15 protein-coding genes are annotated in these 17,995 nt (G+C 62.0%); 6 read left to right on the plus strand and 9 right to left on the minus strand.

Annotated features, from left to right (window positions below; genetic code table 11):
• Window positions 1-2 precede the first annotated feature (2 nt).
• The 4 genes from rfbB to ArtHe_RS09340 are packed head-to-tail and all read left to right on the plus strand — an operon-like array spanning window position 3 to window position 3,523.
• Window positions 3-1,001, plus strand: coding sequence for a dTDP-glucose 4,6-dehydratase (gene rfbB, locus ArtHe_RS09325; protein WP_248316556.1), 999 nt, complete (start codon window positions 3-5; stop codon window positions 999-1,001).
• Between the two features lie 4 nt (window positions 1,002-1,005).
• A complete protein-coding gene (locus tag ArtHe_RS09330) occupies window positions 1,006-2,460 on the plus strand; it encodes a bifunctional dTDP-4-dehydrorhamnose 3,5-epimerase family protein/NAD(P)-dependent oxidoreductase (protein WP_248316557.1) in 1,455 nt (484 codons plus the stop codon).
• Entirely contained in the window at window positions 2,432-3,130 is a 699-nt protein-coding gene (locus tag ArtHe_RS09335; protein WP_248316558.1) for a glycosyltransferase family 2 protein, read from the plus strand. Before ArtHe_RS09330 ends, ArtHe_RS09335 begins: the two co-directional genes overlap by 29 nt.
• 6 nt (window positions 3,131-3,136) lie before the next feature.
• Window positions 3,137-3,523, plus strand: coding sequence for a DUF2304 domain-containing protein (locus ArtHe_RS09340; RefSeq protein ID WP_248316559.1), 387 nt, complete (start codon window positions 3,137-3,139; stop codon window positions 3,521-3,523).
• 106 nt (window positions 3,524-3,629) lie between these two features.
• Here ArtHe_RS09340 and ArtHe_RS09345 read toward each other — a convergent pair whose 3' ends face one another.
• Complete coding sequence (locus tag ArtHe_RS09345; RefSeq protein ID WP_248316561.1) at window positions 3,630-4,514, minus strand: glycosyltransferase family A protein; 885 nt, start codon at window positions 4,512-4,514, stop codon at window positions 3,630-3,632.
• Between the two features lie 184 nt (window positions 4,515-4,698).
• On the opposite strand from ArtHe_RS09345, the gene ArtHe_RS09350 reads away from it, so the two are divergent.
• Window positions 4,699-5,478, plus strand: coding sequence for a glycosyltransferase (locus ArtHe_RS09350; RefSeq protein ID WP_248316562.1), 780 nt, complete (start codon window positions 4,699-4,701; stop codon window positions 5,476-5,478).
• On the opposite strand, the gene ArtHe_RS09355 is transcribed toward ArtHe_RS09350, so the two are convergent.
• A complete protein-coding gene (locus tag ArtHe_RS09355; protein ID WP_248316564.1) occupies window positions 5,475-6,410 on the minus strand; it encodes a glycosyltransferase in 936 nt (311 codons plus the stop codon). The genes ArtHe_RS09350 and ArtHe_RS09355 overlap by 4 nt on opposite strands.
• A 78-nt stretch (window positions 6,411-6,488) precedes the next feature.
• Complete coding sequence (locus tag ArtHe_RS09360; RefSeq protein ID WP_248316566.1) at window positions 6,489-7,394, minus strand: glycosyltransferase family 2 protein; 906 nt, start codon at window positions 7,392-7,394, stop codon at window positions 6,489-6,491.
• 170 nt (window positions 7,395-7,564) lie between these two features.
• On the opposite strand from ArtHe_RS09360, the gene ArtHe_RS09365 reads away from it, so the two are divergent.
• Complete coding sequence (locus ArtHe_RS09365) at window positions 7,565-8,818, plus strand: hypothetical protein (protein WP_248316567.1); 1,254 nt, start codon at window positions 7,565-7,567, stop codon at window positions 8,816-8,818.
• 33 nt (window positions 8,819-8,851) lie between these two features.
• On the opposite strand, the gene ArtHe_RS09370 is transcribed toward ArtHe_RS09365, so the two are convergent.
• The 6 genes from ArtHe_RS09370 to ArtHe_RS09395 form a co-directional block, all read right to left on the minus strand.
• Window positions 8,852-10,822 carry a DUF6541 family protein gene (locus ArtHe_RS09370; protein WP_248316568.1) on the minus strand — a complete coding sequence of 657 codons (1,971 nt, stop codon included), beginning with the start codon at window positions 10,820-10,822 and terminating at the stop codon, window positions 8,852-8,854.
• Window positions 10,823-10,902: 80 nt separating this feature from the next.
• Entirely contained in the window at window positions 10,903-11,634 is a 732-nt protein-coding gene (locus ArtHe_RS09375; protein WP_248316570.1) for an ABC transporter ATP-binding protein, read from the minus strand.
• Window positions 11,635-11,637: 3 nt separating this feature from the next.
• The gene (locus ArtHe_RS09380; protein WP_248316572.1) at window positions 11,638-12,504 is read right to left on the minus strand and encodes an ABC transporter permease; all 867 of its coding nucleotides are present in this window, start codon (window positions 12,502-12,504) and stop codon (window positions 11,638-11,640) included.
• Between the two features lie 8 nt (window positions 12,505-12,512).
• The gene (locus tag ArtHe_RS09385; protein WP_248316574.1) at window positions 12,513-14,510 is read right to left on the minus strand and encodes a glycosyltransferase; all 1,998 of its coding nucleotides are present in this window, start codon (window positions 14,508-14,510) and stop codon (window positions 12,513-12,515) included.
• Window positions 14,507-15,694: a UDP-galactopyranose mutase gene (glf, locus tag ArtHe_RS09390; protein WP_248316575.1), complete on the minus strand. Its 1,188-nt coding sequence runs from the start codon at window positions 15,692-15,694 to the stop codon at window positions 14,507-14,509. Before glf ends, ArtHe_RS09385 begins: the two co-directional genes overlap by 4 nt.
• Window positions 15,695-15,796: 102 nt before the next feature.
• Window positions 15,797-17,842: an acyltransferase family protein gene (locus tag ArtHe_RS09395; RefSeq protein WP_248316576.1), complete on the minus strand. Its 2,046-nt coding sequence runs from the start codon at window positions 17,840-17,842 to the stop codon at window positions 15,797-15,799.
• Window positions 17,843-17,995: the final 153 nt, after the last annotated feature.

Below are 17,995 nucleotides of genomic sequence, written 5' to 3' on the forward strand. Positions count from 1 at the left end.
ACATGCAGAACCTCCTTGTGACCGGCGGCGCCGGTTTTATTGGCTCCAACTTCGTGCACTACGCCCTCCAAAACACGGACTTCTCCGTCACAGTGCTGGACAAGCTGACGTACGCCGGGAACCTTGAGTCGCTCAAGGGACTTCCGGAGGACCGTTTCACCTTTGTTCAGGGAGATATCTGCGACGCAGAGCTGGTGGACCGGCTGGTCGGGGAAACCGACGTCGTTGTCCACTATGCGGCTGAGTCCCATAACGACAACTCACTGCACGACCCCAGGCCTTTCCTCGACACCAACATCATCGGCACCTACACGCTGATCGAAGCTGCCCGGAAGCACTCAAAGCGCTTCCATCACATCTCCACCGACGAGGTTTACGGCGACCTGGAGCTGGACGATCCGGAGCGGTTCACGGATTCAACCCCCTATAACCCGTCCAGCCCGTACTCCTCGACGAAGGCCGGCTCGGACCTGCTGGTGCGGGCCTGGGTGCGTTCCTTTGGCCTGCAGGCAACCATCAGCAACTGCTCGAACAACTACGGTCCCTACCAGCACGTGGAGAAGTTCATTCCGCGCCAGATCACCAACGTGATCGACGGGGTTCGCCCCAAGGTGTACGGAGCGGGCCTGAATGTGCGCGACTGGATCCACGCCAACGATCATTCGTCGGCCGTCCTGCGCATCATCGAGAAGGGCGAAATCGGCCAGACCTACCTGATCGGGGCGGACGGCGAGAAGAACAACAAAGAAGTTGTTGAGCTCATCCTGAAACACATGGGGCAGCCCTCCGATGCCTACGATCAGGTGATCGACCGGCCGGGACACGATATGCGCTACGCGATCGATTCGAGCCGCCTCCGGACAGAGCTGGGCTGGGAGCCGCAGTTCTCCAACTTCGAACAGGGCCTGGAAGACACGATTGACTGGTACCGGGCCAACGAAGCCTGGTGGCGGCCCCAAAAGGCCCGGACGGAAGCAAAATACAAGGAACAGGGTCAGTAGCGCCGTGGGTCCGGAATTCTCCAAGCCTCTGGCCGGCCACCCTACGCCCATCCCCGGGGTCGTCCTCTACGATCTTCCGGTGCACGGCGATAACCGGGGCTGGTTCAAGGAGAACTGGCAGCGGGAGAAGATGCTTGCGCTGGGGCTGCCGGACTTTGGTCCGGTACAGAACAACATCTCCTTCAACGAGAAGGCCGGCACCACCCGCGGTATCCACGCGGAACCCTGGGACAAGTTCATTTCGGTTGCCACCGGGCGGATCTTCGGTGCCTGGGTCGATTTGCGCGAAGGGCCGTCATTCGGCGCCGTCTTCACCGCCGTGCTCGACCCGAGCCAGGCCATCTTCATCCCCCGGGGGGTGGGCAACGCCTTCCAGACCTTGGAGGACAACACCGCCTACACGTACCTGGTGAATGACCACTGGAGCGCCGCGGCGCAGGGACAGTACACGTTCTTGAATCTCGCCGATGAAACAGCGGCCATTGACTGGCCTGTTCCGCTGGCCCAGGCAGAACTCTCCGACAAGGACAAAGCACATCCGCGGCTGTCCGAGGTCGTACCTATGAAGCGGAAAAAGACCCTTGTCCTGGGTGCTGACGGTCAGCTGGGCAAGGCACTCCGGGCCCTGTATGCCGATGACTCCAGTGTGGAATTCGCTGCGCGCTCCGATTTCGACGTCACCAGCCCTTCGGCCTACGACAGCCGGAACTGGAAGGACTACTCCGCGATCATTAATGCGTCCGCCTACACAGCCGTGGACACGGCAGAAACTCCGGAAGGCCGGGCCGCCGCGTGGGCTATCAATGTCGCCGGGGTCGCGGGCCTTGCCCGCGTTGCCACGGAAAACCGGCTCACGCTGGTGCAGGTGTCCTCGGACTACGTTTTTGATGGCAGTGCCTCCGCGCATCCGGAAGATGAACCGTTCTCTCCCCTGGGTGTTTACGGGCAGACCAAGGCAGCCGGTGACGCCATCGTTTCGACCGTTCCCGCGCACTACGTCGTGCGCACGAGCTGGGTTATCGGCGAGGGGGCGAACTTTGTCCGCACCATGGCTTCCCTGGCAGAGCGCGGAGTCCAGCCCGCCGTCGTCGATGACCAGATTGGGCGGCTGAGCTTCACTGAAGACCTGGCTGCCGGGATCCGGCACCTGTTGGTTTCCGGGGCCGAGTACGGCGTCTACAACCTGACGAACGACGGCGCACCGGTGTCCTGGGCAGACGTGGCCCGCACCGTCTATGAACTGACCGGTCATCCGGGAGAGTCAGTGACCGGCGTCAGCACCGAAGAGTATTTCAAGGGCAAAGAGGCCGCGCCGAGGCCGAAGAACAGCGTCCTGCCCTTGGACAAGATCAAATCCACGGGCTTTGAACCGGCAGACGCCTCTGTCCGGCTGGCCGCATACCTGGGCGGGCAGTCCGCATCCGGAGCCGATGCCGCCGTACGCAATATGGGATACTGACACGGTGAGCACCACATGGATCGTTATCCCGATGTACAACGAAGCGACCGTTGTTGGCTCCGTCATCCAAGACCTGCGCCGGGAGTTTCCCAACGTTGTCTGCGTGGATGACGGCAGCAGCGATGGTTCCCAGGACGTTGCCCGGAAGGCCGGGGCGGTAGTAGTCCAGCACCCGATCAACCTGGGGCAGGGTGCCGCTCTGCAGACCGGCATTGAATATGCCCTGCAGGACCCGGCTATGACCAGCATCGTCACTTTCGATGCGGACGGACAGCACCGGGTGGCCGATGCCCTCGCGATGGTTGCGCGGATTGATTCAGGTGAGGCCGAGGTAGTCCTGGGTTCCCGTTTCCTGGATGACCGGACGAAGATCACACGGCGGAAGCGGATTGTGCTCAAGACCGCTGCTATCCAGTCCAGGATGGCCACGGGCATGAACCTGACGGACGCGCACAACGGCCTGCGGGCAATAAACCGCGAGGTTGCATCCAAGCTCCACCTCACGCAGAACCGCATGGCCCACGCCTCCGAACTGGTCAACCAGCTGGCCACCATCCGCCCCCGGTGGGTGGAGCATCCGGTAGAGATCATTTACACGGACTACTCTAAGTCCAAGGGCCAGTCTCTCCTGAACTCCGTAAACATCCTGGCCGAACTCTTCTTTAGGTGACCCGAATTGCTACTCATCGTTCAGATAGTCCTCGTCATCGCCGTCATCCTGGTCTCTGTAGCCATGATGCGCGGTGGTGTTAACGCGAGGCACCTGGCGCTGCGGCGGATCATGCTGATGATCTTTGCGGTGGCCGCCGCCCTGTCCATCTTCTTCCCGGATGCCCTGACGCGCGTCGCCGGTTTCCTCGGCATCGGCCGCGGAACCGATCTGGTGCTCTACGCCGCGATTGTCTGCTTCTTCATTTTCGTGGCAACCACATATCAGCGTTTCCGCAACATGGAAACATCCATCACGACCCTCTCCCGGCGCATCGCCCTGGATGAAGCTGCCAAACCGTGGACCTCCGGAGAGACCGCAGACGGCCAAAGCGCCGACGGTCTCCGCCAGTAGGGCGTTACATCCCATCTCCTCACCGGCATAAAGAAATAGAGCGGCCCCGCCTCGCGGGTCCGCTCCATTTCTTTATGCCGATGCCAGTCCGGTCCCGTAGCCTGGGCTAGCGGATCACGTGCTTGGCAAGCTTGGGAACATAGCCGAACTTGCCGCCGGCCGCGGACTGCGCAATCAGTGCTGCCGCATTGAGGCGGGAGGTGAGGTGGAGACGGGCGGCGCGGGCCGCACGGTTCCACCCGAGTTGCTTGAACCTGGTGGCTTCTCCCTCGAAGAAGCGCCGCTCTTCATCAAAACGGCGGCCATCAAGAGCGCGGACGGACGAATCCGAACCGGAGTGCCTCCGGTAGAGGAAGGCCAGTTCCGGGGTCAGGACCATCGATCCATCGGCAGCGGCGATGTCCAGCAGGAGGGCCAGATCCTGAACCACGTCGAAGTTGGAACGGAACCCGATGCGCTTGAGCATTTCGGACTTCCAGGCAATTGACGGGAAGTAGTGCCACCCTGCCCGGAGCAGGCTCGTAGCCAGGTCTTCGCCGCGCAGCGCCCGCCGCTGGGTGCCCCGAGGGAGGGCCACCTTTTTGACCCGGTCGGCCAAGGGAGCCGTTGCCCGGCTCAGTTCGTCGATCACCTGGACACCGGGCTGAACTGCACTGGCGTCGGGGAATTCTTCGAAGGACTCCACTACCGCGGTGAGATAGTTCGGGAGCATGATGTCGTCAGCACCCATAATTACGGCCACCGGCGCTTCAATCAGCTGAACTGCTTTACGGTAGTTGCCGTTGGCTCCGAGGTTCTTTTCATTGCGCTGGTAGCTGACGCGCGGGTCCTGGATCTCTGCGAACCAGCGGGCAGGCTCAGGATCGGGATAACCGTCGTCGATGACCACCAGGCGCCAGTCCTGGTGCTGCTGCCCCATCACGCTTCTGGCGGCTTGTTTCATCAGTTCCACGTCCCCGTAGTACGGGAACATCACATCTACGGCAGTCACGGCTTGCTTCTTTCACTTTATTGCGACGGCAGGCACAGCCGACGGACGGCGCCGCAGTCAGTGCGCGGCCAGAGGACGGGGAACAACATCAACTATAGGGAGGGCGCGCCGCGAAGTCGAAACAGGCCAACCGGTATGCTGGATGCGGCACTCCAGCCCACGCCAAAGAATCTGCAGGATACGTATGAATACCAGCCTCCCTCCGTCCTCCCCGAACCGCGGCCAGGTCAGCGTCTGCATGGCCACCTACAACGGCGCCGCCCATGTGGAGGAGCAGATCGCGTCCATCCTGCCGCAGCTTCAGGCCGGGGACGAGCTGGTAGTCGTTGATGACGCATCCACCGACGACACCGCCAAGGTCGTGGAGGCTGTGAATGATCCTCGGATCAGGTTGATCCGGTCCGCGGTAAACCGTGGCTACGTCCGGACCTTTGAGGCGGCCCTGACAGCCAGCAGGGGCGACTACGTCTTCCTCTCCGACCAGGACGATGTCTGGATCCCGGGCCGAGTGGACTCGATGGTCGCCGCACTGCAGGACGCCGACGTCGTAGCCAGCAACTTCGGCTATTTCGGACAGGCACCCCGGCGGATCGAATCGCTGCGGCTGCGCAGCTCCGACAGCCACCGGAGGTGGGCCAACCTCCTCACCCTGTGGATTGGTGTGCGGCCGTACTACGGCTGCGCCATGGGGTTCCGCCGCAGTGCTAAAGACCTGATCCTGCCTTTCCCCGCTTTCCTCGTCGAAACCCATGATCAGTGGATCGCGCTCGTCGGCAACCTGCGGGGTTCCATGGTGCATCTTGATGAGGACACCCTGAACCGCCGGCTGCACGATAACAACACCACTCCGAAGAAAGCCCGCAGCCTGGGGTTGATCCTCCGCGCCAGAATCATGCTGGCCCGGGCGTTTTTCGTCGCCCTGGTGCGGATTATGCGCAGAACGCGGAACGCGGAACGCGCTTAGCTGGCCTTCCGTTTCCGCGGGGTCACCAGACCGCTCACCCGGGGGCTGATCCTGCCCATGCGGCCGGTCAGCGCATCCCGTACACCGAAGGCAATGGCTGCTATCTGGCGAAGGCGGTGCGGTCCGTAGACGACGCGGACCCCGTAGAACACGATTTCAAGCCCTATCCTCCTCAGCACCCAAATCGGCTGCTTGGCCAGGTAGCGCCTGTACATCACCAAACCGTTGCGCGTGATGTAGTAAACGCGGAACGGCGCGTGTGAATGCACAAAACGTTTCTGACCGCCCACCGTGACATGCCAGGTCCCCAGGCGCATCGGCCTGGAATCCCCCACTGAGTGCGTGATGTTGCAGCCAGGAGCAATGAGGGCAAGCAGGCCCATTTCGCGGATGCGCGCTGTAAACTCGGAGTCCACGCAGTCGATAAACAAATCCTCTTCCAGCAGGCCCGCCGCGTCGAACGTTGCTGCCGGAATCAGTGTCCCCGACTGCATCGGGTCAAAGGCCTCCGGGAACGGAGCGCCGGATTTCTGGAGCATCACGGCTCCTCCATTATGGGACTCCGCGCACACCATACCGACGGCAATGCCCTGCGTTCGGGCCCGGTCATAGGCCTGGAGAGCGGCAGCTACATAGCCTGCATCGAGCTCGGAGTCCTGGTCCAGCGTGAGGAAGAAATCCGGGGCCGAGTCAGCCGCGTACCGGATACCTGCGTTGAGGGCCGCCGCGATACCGCTGTTGGATGCCTGTTTCAGAACGACGGCGCCGGCCTCCGACAGCCCCTCCAGCACTGCCGGATCAGCTGATGGAGAACCATCATCAACCACGACGATGAGATCGACCTGGTCAGTCAGCCGCTTCACCTTTTCGACCAGGTCCGACGGAGGGTTGTAGGCGGAAATCACCGCGGCGACGCGATAGGAGTCGGTCATGCTGTACACCTTTGGGTAGGACGGTTCAGTGCGGGGTCCGGGGGCCGGGGCCAAGGCCCCTGCAACGGATGGGGAGGGCTATCCGCCCAGCTGGACGGACTTTGACAGCAGCTGGCCGGGCAGGATGGTTCTGGGCGAACGGGCGATTCCCTCGTAAAGGCCCTTGGCAGCGGACCGGAGCCACAGCTTCCTGTCCTGTGCGCTCAAACCCTGGCGCAGGGCCAGCACTGTCATGCCCGCAACCCATCTGACCGGGTTTTGGAGCAACGTCCTCGGGGCCGGATCAAGGCGCCGAAGCCAGAGATTATTGCGGATGTAATAGAACAGGCGTCCGCCCATATCCGCCTGGTTCTGCTTTTCCGGGTGGCTGATACGGCTCTCGGGAAGGACCATCCCATAAGCGCCCCGGCTCAGGCGGCGGGTGTACTCGGCGTCATCAAACCAGATAAAAAAGTCCGCGAAGGGCAGCGGCATCTTTGCCGCCGCCTTAAGATCGATCAGGACGCCCACAAAGCTGGCGCTGTTCACGGCGATTCCGCCCAGGGCGTTCGCTGCCAGTTGTTTCGAAGCATCTGCGCTCAGGTCGGGAAGATGACCGCTGTTCGGGGCGCCTTCGGGATTGACCACGAGTGAGGTCACGAACCCCGGCCGTTCAGGTGCGTTCTCCATCGCGGCCACCAAGGGCGACAAGCTGCCGGGCAGAGGCTCGGCGTCGTCGTCCATAAGCCACGCTGCGTCGTGTCCGGCCGCTATGGCCCGCTCGACTCCCCAGGCAAATCCTCCGGCACCTCCGAGATTGGCTCCGGTCTCAAAAATAGAGACTCCGGGGAACTCCTGCTGCACCATGGCCACGCTGCCATCGGTGGAACCGTTATCAACGAGCATGATTTCGTCTGGCTGCCGATCCTGGGATTCAAGAGCCGAGAGGCACTTGCGGAGCAGGTCCACACGGTTATACGAGACAACAACTGCAGCTACAGACAAAGAGTTCCCATCGACGGAGTATGCCCCCGCTCAGCGCCGGAAGGGCATACGGTAGGCGGGCGGCGCTACGTCGATGATATCAACCCGTACAACCCGCCGGGTTAGAATCTTCAGCGGGAACAAGCACGGAAAACGGTCCGATGCCCATCCCGTGTTACGGAGGATACTTTTTGGGCCAGCTCACTGTCCTGCGGCATTTCCGGCGTCTGGGGGCGTTCGGCGCTTCCGTCGTCATCACCACCGTGGTGGGTGTCCTTGCCATTCCGGTCGTCATTACCCATGCCGGGAGTGAAACCTGGGGTGTGATTGCACTCGGACAATCCGCGGCGCTCCTTTTTGGGGTTATGGTTTCGTTCGGTTGGGGCACGGTAGGCCCTGCAATGGTGGCCGGCATGCCGGCAGAAGAGCGGCCCCAGATGTACGTCGACTCACTTGTCAGCCGCATCTATCTGTTCGCTGCTGCGGCCCCCTTGGCAGCGCTGACCGTCTGGCTGATCGCCAGCAACAACTCACCGTCAGTTGCCGTTCTGGCGTGTCTGGCCTATCTCCTGCCGTTCCTGGGTGCCTCCTGGTTTTTTGTCGGTGACGCCCGCCCGGGCCGGCTGCTGGTTTTTGACACCCTTCCCGTCACCCTCGGAACACTCTTTGGCCTGGTCGGCCTAATCCTCACAGGTGATGTGTACGTCTACTTGTGGATACAACTAGGGATGAACCTTCTGGCGGTGCTGGCCAGCGGGCTGCTGATCCGGAGGTCCAGCTCCGCGCCCCGGTTCGACTTCCACTTTGGCAGCGCGGTACGCCGCCTGGGCGGACAGCGGCACGGTGTTATCACCGCCGCCACCTCCAGCCTTTACGTCAACACGCCGCTCCTTGTCGTCGGAGCCGTTATTCCCGCGGCCGTCCCTCTCTACGCGATGGCGGAAAAATTCTTCAAGTATGGCCTGACGGCGGTGGGGCCTGTGGTGCAGGTCCTGCAGGGCTCAATCGCCGATCCGGTGAGGGCGCGCCAGGACGCCCGCGTCCGTACAGCGGCAAAACTGGCACCGTTCGGAGCGCTGCTCAGTGCAGCGGTCATGGCTCTGTGTATTCCCTGGGCCAGCATCCTGCTCTCCCAGGGGAAAATTGCCGTTGGATTTGAGCTGAGCGTCCCCATGGGCGTGGTCTTCGGCGCTGTCGCCGTCTCTCAGGTCGTCGGACTCGCCTGCCTGATTCCGATCGGAGAAGGAAAAGCCCTGGCAGTCTCTACCGTTCTGGGCGCAGCCATTGGAATTCCGCTGATCATCACGGGTGCACTGACCGTAGGCGTCGCCGGGGTTGCCTGGGCTGTTGCAGTCTCGGAACTGGCAGTCGCTGCGTACCAGCTGCGCGTGGTCTACGGCTACTTCCACCGCCCGGCTAAGAGCGGAAACCCTGTCCCGCAGTAATCGCGGCCGCGTCCCTCCGCCGCCTGCGGCGCCCTAGCCGCAGGCGGTAATCCGGTACAGTTTCGCATCCCCTTCAGCGTCGAGCAGTTCTACGACACCGCTTGATTCCAGATCCTCCAGGCCCGGGTACGGGTGCGCTCCACCGTGGATCTCCTGGTCCCCGAAGTCCAGGACATACTTCACCTGTGCCTCGCGGAGGGCCGGGCATACATCCGGATCAGTCAGCGCGTTTCGCAGGTCCGCATAGATTTCGTCTTCTTCCGGGCTCAACGCCGAAATGGTGTGCAGCTGCATAGGCCGGTGTCCGGTCAGTGCATAAACCAGGGAACTGCCGTTCCAGGGATTTCCGACCAGTTCGGCACCCGCTTCGATCTCGCCGTCCAGCCGTTCCATCAGCTCGTACTCATCACGGGAAACCAGCGGTGCGTCGTCGCTCAGCTCGTAGTTACCTGTTGCGGACATGGCCGCGTCCCGGACGTTCTGCTGTTGTGTCGCCACGGCTGCCACCGCGACCAGTACCAGCACGGCAGCGGCTGTAGCAGCACGGGTGGCGTCCACCTTCCAGCCCCGGGCGAGGAGGCGGTCGGTCACGGGCTGCCAGACGCGGATATTCAGCGAGTCGACGATGAAGGTACCGCCCACAGCGGCCAGCGGGAGAGCAGCAACTGGCAGAAGGGCAGCCAAACGGTAGTTATCGGTGTACCACCCGCCCGTTATCAGGTCTCGGAAGTCCCCGTCCGCGCCGCCGGTGGCCACTACGTAGAGGAATCCGCCGACTGCCCACAGGGCCGCCGTCCACCAGGGCGCCCGCTTGAGGACAACGGCTATGAGCCCGAAGAAGGACAGGACCATAACACCCCAGGAAACCGCAGAACCAAGCGGTGCACTGGCGAATACCTCACCCATCGCCTGAGCCGGGGTTTGGTACGGCAGCCAAATCAGGGTGTCAGCTGCCGGACGCACAACATGCCAGAGCCGCACGACCGCGATGCCGTAGAGCACGAACCCCAGAACGTAGAACCCTCCCCGAACCAGACGGTACCGGGTGAGCTCGATCCGGACACGCCGGGCAACTGCAGCTATGACCAGGGGAACGGAAAACGCAGTAACCGCCAGAACGGCGCTTGGGTGTCCCAGGCCCAGCCCCGGCATGGCGGCGAGGAGAAGCAGCCAGGCGAGGGGAAGTGGTGAGGAACGCCGGACCAGTCCCAGGACGGCGAGAAGGATACCCAGCACCGACGGGATCAGGCTGACACCCAGGAAGTTGGGGTACAGGACACCAAAGTCGACCAGCAGCAGGGGGAAGGCGCCAAAGGCACCGGCCAACACCCCCGCGAACAGGGTGGGTACAGCTTTCCGTCCGGCGATCTGCTGGACGAGGAAGATACAGCCGATGGGCCAGACCACGGCTCCGATCACCAGGTTAACCACGTTCACGCTAACCGGGATGGGCGCGGCCGCCAGCGAATTAACCAGGGAAACCAGGCCATGCCAGCCGGCGGGATAGAAGCCGATCCCGGTCATCCCGCCGATCGTGAGGGAGGACGCCGATCCAGTATCAGCGATGTACTGGATCGCGTTGAGGTGGAAGATGTTATCGAACGTCTGGGAGAAATTCTCCGGTGAACCGAACGCGTAGATCAGTCTGCGGCCCACGAGGGCCGCCGCCCCAAGAACGGCAGCCGCCTCGACCAGGTGGATTGTTGGGTCGGTCCCTGCCTGCGGGGTTTCGCGGGGGTGCCGCCTGCCCCACCACCAACGGAAAAGCCCTGCGAGGGCGGTGGCCAGCACCGTGAGGACGGCCACCGGCAGCAAGGACCAACGGACTCCCGCAGCTCCTGCAAGGACGGCTGCAACTGACACCAGGGACACGGAAAGGACCGGTGACACAGCGAGGGCCGCCATCCACCGAAGGCGGAATCCGACAAAAGCCAGAACGGCTCCTGGCACGAAAATGATGCCCAAAGCCGCGAGAATCTGTGGCGTGACGGAAATCCAGGTCACTTTGTTCCTTCCGGTGCCGTGGTTCCCACCGCACGTTGTATTCGGTTATCAAGTGTAGGGGTACAAACCTGCCCGGAAGGCTAGGAGATACCGCGCATCCGCCGGACCACGTCTGTTACCGGCGCATCCATGACGATCTGACCGTGCTCCAGAAGCACACCCCGTTCGCAGATACGCGAGACCAGGTCCAGGTCGTGGCTCACGACCACAAGGGTTTTGCCCTCCCCCGCCAGTTCCTTGATCTTGTCGATGCATTTCTTCTGGAAGGGCTCGTCACCCACTGCAAGGATCTCATCCACCAGGAAAACCTCGGGGTCGGTGTGCACAGCCACGGAGAAGGCCAACCGGAGGTACATACCGGACGAGTAGAATTTCACCTCGGTGTCGATGAACTGTCCGATTTCGGAGAACTCCACGATGGAGTCGAATTTCTCGTTGATCTCCTCCTCGGTCATGCCGAGGATCGCACCATTAAGGTAGACGTTGTCCCGCCCGCTGAGGTCATGATGGAAGCCTGCCCCCACCTCGATCAGGCCGGCCACTCGTCCACGCGTACCGACGGTCCCGCTGTCCGGACGCATCACGCCGGAGATGTGCTTCAGGAGCGTGGACTTGCCGGATCCGTTGAGACCGAGCAGCGCGACCGTTTCGCCCTGTTCTATGTTGATCGAGACGTCTTTGAGCGCGTCGAATCTCTCGCTCAGGTCTCCTTTGCGTCCTTTGACCAGCCACACGAACGCTTCTTTCATGGAGCGTGTGTGCCGCAGGACGAATCGTTTATTGACGTTGCGTACTTCGATGGCGTTGGCCACGGTTCAGAGCTCCTGGGCGAAACGGCCTTCAAGCCGCCGGAAGACGAGTTGGCCCAGCAGCAGGACGGCAGCCGAAAGGACCAGGGCAATTGGCAGCCAGAAGGACAGCAGATGGGGCGGAACAGCCTCAGCACCGTCTGTGGTTGGCAGCCAGAAAGCGTAGTGGAACGTCTCCACTCCGACAGTCAGGGGATTCAGCTGGTACACGTTGAAGAACGCAGTCCCCAGCTGGTCGCGGACCATGACCCACGAGTAGAGCACCGGAGATGCCCACGTGGCAATCATCAGCAGCATGTCAACCAGGTTTTCGGCATCTCGGAAGTACACATTGACCGCTCCGAAAAGGAGTCCCAGTCCCGTCGCCAAAAGTCCTATGATGATGAACCCGCCTGCGGCCGCGGCCAGCTGCAGCAGATTTGGCCGCCATCCGTTAAACAGGCAGGCCACAATGAGGATGAGGATCTGAGGAATGAAATGCACTCCGGAGACCCAGACCGAAGCCACCGGGAAGAGCTGCCGGGGAAGGTAAATCTTTTTGATCAGGCTCCCGTTGCCGACGATGGACCTGGATGCGTTCCCCAGGGCCTCGGTAAAGAAATTGATCAGAACGATTCCGGAGAACAGATAGATGGCGTAATTAGGCAGTCCGCCTGGATTACGGTCGCTCTGCTCCAGGCCCAGAAAAACGCCAAGCGCAATGTAAAAAACGATGAATTGAACGCCGGGTTTGACGTAAGACCACAGCAATCCGAGGACTGATCCCCGGTAGCGTACCTTCAGCTCCTTGGAGACAAGCAGTTTGAGGAGAAAGCGGGACCTGACGATGTCGGCGAGTCCCGCTCCCCGCCCCGGTGTTTCCAGTGCGTCCATTGACAAACTTACTTGCCCACTTCCGAGTGCTCTTCGAAGGTTTTCTTCCAAGCTTCGAAGGAGGTGATATGCGGAAGCGCGGCCCGGTAACGGTCGCTGAGCGAACGCCAGTTCTTCAGGATTTCGGCGTTCAGCCTGACGCTTTCGGCAAGCAGTTCCCGCATCCGTTTCGGATCGCGCTTGTACCAGGACGCGCCGGTGCCCTCTGCGTTCGAGACCACTGCGGAGTCGTACTGCGACATCCGCCACCACTTGTTGTCCTGGTGGGCAATGTAGGCCTGCGGATGTTCAACACTCGTGGTTGGGACTTTTCGGGTGAGCTGCTTAACCACGGTTTTTGCGGCCCAGGGAAGCAGGGTGGTGTACGACGGCGCCTTGAACCCCTGTCCGTGACGAGGCGGTTTGTGCATGACGGGGGCAGGGAACGCCTCCGGCTCAGACTGGATCTGTGCATCGGAGAAGTCCGACACCATCCCCCGGATCTCCGGCAGCTTGACAGGAAGCAGCTCGTGGAGCTGCTCCGGGCCCTGCAGCAGGTCCCGCAGCGCCATTGTCCGTCCGACGGCAGTGTAGTACTGCATGGAGATCAGGTGCTTCAGATCCATGTAGCTGGTTTCCCGGACCACACGTCCACCGTGTTCGTAGGGGCTGTGCAGGAGGGCTGCAATCATCCGGTTCCGGGTGTGGAAGTAGGCCTGCCAGCCGACAAGGTCGTCCTTATCGATCCAGCTCACATGCCAGACAGCCGATCCGGGCATGGAGACCGTGGGGTACCCCGCGGTCTTGGCGCGGAGTCCGTATTCCGCGTCGTCCCACTTGATGAACACCGGAAGCGACAGACCGATGTCACGGATGACCTGGGTCGGGATGAGACACATCCACCACCCGTTGTAGTCGACGTCTACGCGCCGGTGCAGCCAGGAGGTCTGACGCAGGTTCGACCTGACAAAGTCATGCCCCAGCGTCATCTCTTCGTGCGGCTGGTCCGGCTGGAAACGGTAGGGATTCACTGTTTCGCCGAAGGTGTGAAGAACGGTGCGGTTGTAGAGGTCGAACATGTGGCCGCCCACGATGGTGGGGGTTTTGCAGCGGTCCGCAAACGTGACGAGGCGGGAAATGCTCTCCGGCTCCATCACGACGTCGTCATCGAGGAGCATCACGTAGTCACTGCCGCTCTCAACGGCCTCGTACATCCCACGGGCGAAGCCTCCGGAGCCGCCCAGGTTCGCCTGGTCGATAATCCGAAGCTTTCCGTCCAGAAGCGCCTCAACCTCGGCGAAGCCCTCCGCATCTGCGACTTTCTGGGTGCCCTGGTCCACGATCAGGACCTCCTTAAGGCAACCCAGCGCCTCAGGGTGCTCCCCCAGGATCCGCAGGTTATTCAGGCAGAACGCAGTCTTGTTCAGCGTTGTAATTTCCAGCGTGACTGTCCCCTGGGGAACGGGTGCGCCGGGCGCCTGCCATTCGGCCTCTTCCAGGACCAGCGGAACTGAGCCTGCAACGAGATCGAACCAGTACCAGCCCCCGTCACCAAACGGCTTGAGGCTTAGCTCGAAGACGCTCGTGGCGGCAGAGTTGACCCGCTGCGTTTCCACGTGCTGAAGCGCACCACGGGCGTTTGACTTGTAAACGCTGACTGCGCCTGTTCCCGAAGTCCTGACGCTCAAGCGGATCGTGTCGAGGTTCGTCCACCTGCGCCAGTAACTGGCGGGAAAAGCATTGAAGTAAGTGCCGAAGGACACGCGTTCGCCGGTGCGGACCGAGGTCGAGCGCCGCGACAGGAAATCCTCCGCATGAGCTTCCTTGCCCGGTACGGAATAGGCAGGCGCGTCCTTCCCCTTTTTGGCATCTCCATTCATGGTGGAGAGCTGGACCCCTGCCGCACTGCCCGTATCAAGGTACAGAGGGACCGTGTCCAGCTGGTCCTGGGACGGGAGGATAACGCGCTGAAGAGTTGACCAGGTTTCGCCGGCCAGCCCCGGTTCCTCGACTGTGGCGTTACTCACGCGTCCACTCCTCCGCTTTCCAGCTTGGCTCCCCCGGTGAAGTGGGGCTTGATCTTATTGTCATACATGGAAAGAGCGGATCCGATGGCCATGTGCATGTCCAGGTACTTGTACGTACCCAGGCGCCCGCCGAACAGCACGGACTTTTCACCCTTGGCAAGATCACGGTAAGCCAGGAGCTTGGCACGGTCCTCAGCTGTGTTGACCGGGTAGTAGGGCTCATCGCCCTTCTCGGCAAACCGCGAGAATTCACGCATGATGACGGTGGCGTCCTTGGTGTAGTCGCGCTCCGGATGGAAGTGGCGGAACTCATGGATCCGGGTGTAAGGGACATCCTCGTCCGGGTAGTTCATGACCGACGTGCCCTGGAAGTCCTCGATGGGAAGGACTTCCTCTTCGAGGTCGATGGTGCGCCAGGACAGGTCACCTTCGGCATAGTCGAAGTAGCGGTCCACCGCTCCGGTGTAGACGACCGGAACCTGGCCGAGCGTCGTCGCACGGGAGAACTCGTGGCCTTCGTCGAAGAAATCGGTCTTGAGGTGCACCTGGATATTGGGGTGGTCGGCCATCCGCTCGATCCACGCGGTGTACCCGTCGACCGGCAGGCCTTCGTACTTGTCGTTGAAGTACCGGTTGTCATATGTGTAACGCACGGGAAGCCGGGAAATGATCTCCGCGGGCAGGTTCTTCGGGTCGGTCTGCCACTGCTTGCCGGTGTAGTACTTGATAAAGGCTTCGTACAGCGGACGCCCAATCAGCTGGATTCCCTTGTCATTAAGGTTTGCCGGGTCCGTCCCTGCCAGCTCTCCGGCCTGTTCCTGGATCAGCGCCTTCGCTTCTGCGGGCCCCATCGAGGACCGGAAGAACTGGTTGATGGTGCCGAGGTTGATCGGCATCGGGTACACCTCGCCCTTGTGGCTGGTGTAAACCTTGTGCACGTAGTTGGTGAACTGAGTGAACTCGTTGACATAGTTCCAGACCCGCTCATTGGAGGTGTGGAACAGGTGCGCTCCGTAGCGGTGCACCTCGATGCCGGTCTGAGCTTCGTTTTCGCTGTACGCGTTTCCGCCAATGTGGTGCCGGCGGTCCAGGACAGCCACCTTCAGGCCCAGTTCCCTGGCAGCACGCTCGGCTACAGTCAGGCCGAAAAAGCCCGACCCGACGACGACGAGGTCAACGTTCACAATCACTCCTGTAAGTTTCGGCGCGGCCCTCGGCACGCACCCGACGGTCAAGGTTACCGAACATTTGCTGTGGACACACTTTCCTGGCCAGCCACGGCGGGCTCACCAGTGGACGGCAGCGTGGAAGCGCCGATCGAACTCTGGGCCCATCGACGCCGTGTAGGTAGCAGTCAGATGGTTGCTGTCCATGTAGACAAAAACGTTGCCCACGGTGGGCAGGCAGGTACCCTCGGGACAAATAAGGTCTGACATGTCCAGCAGTGCCAGGCCTTGGATGGAGTCGAACTCCGCCGCCATTTCTGCCGGGTCCGAGAGTTTCTCTGCCAGCGGTACGGTGCATTCCGCGGCGGATACACCGTGCGATTCCGCACACTGGATCATGTTGACCGGGAAGCGGGGGTTGTCCCGGATTCCGATGACCGGGATGCCGTAGCCGGCCAGCTCCATGGAAGCATCCGGCAATCCGGCCACCACCGTGTCTACCGGCTCGACCGGGTCGGCCGCCGTTCCCACTGCGAGGACCGCGTCGGGGCGCAGTTCCTTGGCATAGCTCAGCACAGCTTCGTTAAAGTCATTGCATTCGGCACGACGCGCATCATTGGGCGCTCCGAAGGGGCACGCCCCAAGCAGCACCGCCATTACCCGGTAGTTGCGTTCCTGCGCCATCGGTTTGATCGCCCCGAGCCACTGCTGTGAATGCGAATCTCCCAGCACCAGGATGGTCTTCTCATAGTCCTGTGAAGAAGTGGCCATGCAGGGCCCGGCGAGGAGAGGGTCCGTGGGAGCATCCTCGTGCGGACTGCAGTCACCATCCAGAGTGCCCCATTCAGAGCCCAGTGAACTTAGCAGTGGAAGCACCGGTGCGTCAGGGGCTGGCTCGCCTGAATAGCCGTCTACGAGTGCCCGGGCTCCGGGGTTGTTCCGGGCGGCAGACTCTTCGGCCTGAGCCACTTCTGCCCTCAGCGCCTGCTGCCAGCCCAGGACAGGTCCAGCCACCAGCGCCAGGCAGACGGCCACGACGACTCCGGCACGGCGTTTCTTCGCATCTGCCCACGCCATACTGCGCAGCGGACGCTCGACGAACTTTGTAGTGAGGTACGCCAGGACCAGTGACAGCGCGATAATCCCTGCGCCCCCAACCAGCCCGACCTCTTCCCTGCCCCGCCAGATCAAGTAAATAACCAGGATGGGCCAGTGCCAGAGGTAGAGCGCGTAGGACATGTCCCCCAGCCGGATCAGCGGCTTCCAGCTCAGGAACCTGTCCGCCCCAAATACGCTGCCGGTCTGTCCAGCCACGATGACGAGGGCTGCGGCCACCAGCGGCCAGAGCGCAACGTAACCGGGGAACTGTCCCTGGACGTCCAGGATGAAGCCGCCGGACAGCATCGCGGCGAGCCCCACCCATCCAGCCGCGATGCGCAGCGGGCGGGGCAGTTTCAGGTACGGCAGGGCCAGCGCCAGCAGGGTGCCGAATGCGAACTCCCACAGGCGGGTCCGCGTATCGAAATAAGCGTGGACCTGGTTGGTGTAGGTCTCATGGATGGAGAACGCCAGCGAAACGGCGAAGAGCGTGCCGAAAACCATCAGCACCACACGGCGGTACCGGATTCCCGTGGCCCGGGCCACAAGTGCCGCCAGCGCGAAGAGGATCGGCCACAGGATAAAGACCTGCCCCTGGACCGACAGGGACCAGAAGTGCTGCAGCGGGCTGGCAACGCTCTGGTCTGCCGCGTAGTAGTCAACAGAATTGGCGGCCAGGACCCAGTTCTGGAAATAGAGCAGGGATGACCACGCCTGGTCCAGGATGGCGGTCCATCGGGAGCGGGGTACGAAGAGCGCTGTGGCGGCCAGGACGGCCAGGATCACCACGACGACGGCGGGCAGCAGCCGCTTGAACAGGTGCAGCCAGTAGCGGCCCAGGTCAAGGGCCTTGCCGGCTTCGACCTTGCGGACAAAGGAGAGAGTCAGCAGGAAGGCCGAGATGAGGAGGAAAATGTCGACGCCGCCGGATACGCGCCCAAACCAGACGTGATAGGTCACGACCATCAGCACGGCGAGCGCACGAAGGCCCTGAACCTCGGGTCGGTAGGACGCCCGGGTGGCGGGGTGCGCCTGCTGCCTGGAGCCAGCTAGCAATTCCTGTGACACACAGACCTTTCCTCAAAGAACTTCTCAGACTCCCCCGCAGTGAAGTCTACCTCTGGGTAACAAAAGTTGTTTTGGACCGGCTGGGCGGGTTGGAGCCTTTATCCACAGGTGTCCGTCCCGTCCTCAGGCCCCGGCGAAGGGCAGATACCCTTC

This window comes from Arthrobacter sp. Helios (genome assembly GCF_023167125.1).
GTDB classification, from domain to species: domain Bacteria; phylum Actinomycetota; class Actinomycetes; order Actinomycetales; family Micrococcaceae; genus Arthrobacter_B; species Arthrobacter_B luteolus.

What these genes read in the sequence shown, in the direction of transcription:
- rfbB (WP_248316556.1), top strand. Translation starts at nt 3, where the DNA reads ATGCAGAACCTCCTTGTGACCGGCGGCGCCGGTTTTATTGGCTCCAAC.
- ArtHe_RS09335 (WP_248316558.1), top strand. Translation starts at nt 2,432, where the DNA reads ATGCCGCCGTACGCAATATGGGATACTGACACGGTGAGCACCACATGG.
- ArtHe_RS09350 (WP_248316562.1), top strand. Translation starts at nt 4,699, where the DNA reads ATGAATACCAGCCTCCCTCCGTCCTCCCCGAACCGCGGCCAGGTCAGC.
- ArtHe_RS09355 (WP_248316564.1), bottom strand. Translation starts at nt 6,410, where the DNA reads ATGACCGACTCCTATCGCGTCGCCGCGGTGATTTCCGCCTACAACCCT.
- ArtHe_RS09380 (WP_248316572.1), bottom strand. Translation starts at nt 12,504, where the DNA reads ATGGACGCACTGGAAACACCGGGGCGGGGAGCGGGACTCGCCGACATC.